Genomic DNA, 1,839 nt, shown 5'->3' with positions numbered 1-1,839 from the left:
GTCAGTCCTGCTGGTCCTCGGGGAGGCTGATCACCCAGCGGGTGTCCTGCCGGGGGCGCAGGTAGAACAGCCAGTAGAGGGTGGCGGCGGCGGTGATGCCGCCGGTCCACAGCAGGGGCTCGGTGTCCAGCTTGGTCATGACGTAGACCAGGACGGCGATCAGCACGACCGGGACGGCCGGCCACAGCGGCATCCGCCAGGCGGCGGCGTGCTTGTGGTGGGCGCGGCGGGAGAGCAGCGCGGCGATCGCGACCAGCAGGTACATCCCGGTGACGGCGACGCCGGTGATGTTGCTCAGCAGTTCGCCCTTGACGAAGCAGAGCGCGGCGCCGGGCAGGCCGACCGCCAGGGTGGCGATCCACGGCGAGCCGAAGCGGCCGAGGGTGCCGAAGGCCTTGTTGACCGGCTCCGGCCAGGCCTTGTCGCGGGCGGAGGCGAACAGCACCCGGGAGTTCTGGATGACCATGACGATGCCGGCGTTGATGATCGCCAGCGCGACGCAGAGGCTGATGAAGGTGCCGACCGCGGAGTTGCTCCAGGCGGTGACCATGCCGGAGATGTCGCCGGCGGACAGGGTCTGGAGGTCGGGGGCGCCCATGGTGATGGCGACGACCGGGACCAGGATGACGGCCGAGGAGATGCCGAGCGTCCACAGCACGGTGCGCGAGACGTTGCGGCGGGGGTTCTCCAGCTCCTCCGACAGGTAGACCGCGGTGGAGAAGCCCTGGGTGATGAACAGGGCGATGCCGAGCGCGCCGACGATGGCGCCCACGCTGACCGTGGTGGTGGCGCCGTTGTCCCCGGTGACCACGCCGTGCAGCAGGCTGGGGGCCCCGCTGTTGGTGTGGGCGAAGCCGAGCACCGAGACCACGCCGGCCGCGATGACCTCCAGGACCAGGAAGATGCCGGTGATCCAGGCGTTGGCGCGCAGGTCGAGCAGGCCGGCCAGGGTGGCGGCCAGCATCACGGCGGCGCCGGTCATGGCCTTGTCCAGGTGCAGGACGGGGGCGAGGTAGTCGGCGGTGCCGAGGGCGATGACCGACGGGACGATCATCACCACGATCAGCGAGAGCACGAAGACCAGCCAGCCCATCAGCCGTCCGGCGAGGGTGCCGACCATCGCGTACTCGCCGCCGGCGCTGGGGATCAGGGTGCCGAGCTCGGAGTAGCAGAACGCGACCGCGACGCAGAGCACGGTGCCGATCGCGATGGCCAGCGCGGTGGCGCTGCCGATGCTGGAGAACAGTTCCGGCACGATCACGAAGAGCGTCGAGGCGGGCGTGACGCAGGACAGCGTGAGCAGGGTGCCGCCCACCACGCCGATCGAGCGCTTGAGCTGCTGGGGCGCGGCCGCCTCGGCCGCCGGGGCGGCTACGTTCTGTGGCGGACGAAGCGTGTCGGTCATGTGGCTTCCGATCGGCTCTGCGGTGCTGGAGTGGGAGCGGTATCGCCTCCGCTGGCTGGTTGCTCGGTGTCCGGTTCCGGTCGCTCCCTGGCCGCCATGGAACCTTGGGCGTATTGATTGCGTCAACGCCGGAACTGCTTCGGAATCCGTTGCGGTGAGCGGCACGGACATGCGATCCGATGATCACTTTCGGTCATTGCGAGCTTTGTCCGACTTGTTACCTCAGCCATATGGCAATTGAATCGAAGGTGAACAAAGGGGGAGCAGCGTGATTCAAAGGCCACACTCCGGATGGACGGCGACACGCCAGGTGCCCCCGAATCGCCCGGCAACTCCCCGGCCGGGTACGGGAACCGCAGCCCCCGCCCGGAAAGTGGCAGGTAACGTTTCGGAACCTGGGACGCCGAAGGGGCCGGACCCCACGGGTCCGACCC

1 protein-coding gene is annotated in these 1,839 nt (G+C 69.1%); it reads right to left on the bottom strand.

Translation table 11 applies throughout. The annotated features are described in order from the left end of the window. Nucleotide 1 precedes the first annotated feature (1 nt). Nucleotides 2-1,405, bottom strand: a complete 1,404-nt coding sequence (locus tag ACIQOV_RS39810; RefSeq protein ID WP_401055809.1) for an APC family permease — start codon at nt 1,403-1,405, stop codon at nt 2-4. Between the last annotated feature and the right edge of the window lie 434 nt (nt 1,406-1,839).

The organism is Kitasatospora sp. NPDC091257 (genome assembly GCF_044757675.1).
Lineage (GTDB): Bacteria > Actinomycetota > Actinomycetes > Streptomycetales > Streptomycetaceae > Kitasatospora > Kitasatospora lactacystinica.
The sequence above is the reverse complement of the archived record's forward strand: the minus strand, read 5'-3'. Positions and strand labels throughout refer to the sequence as shown.

Bases quoted from the DNA above. Each gene is read 5' to 3' on its own strand.
- ACIQOV_RS39810 (WP_401055809.1), bottom strand. From the start codon at position 1,405: ATGACCGACACGCTTCGTCCGCCACAGAACGTAGCCGCCCCGGCGGCC.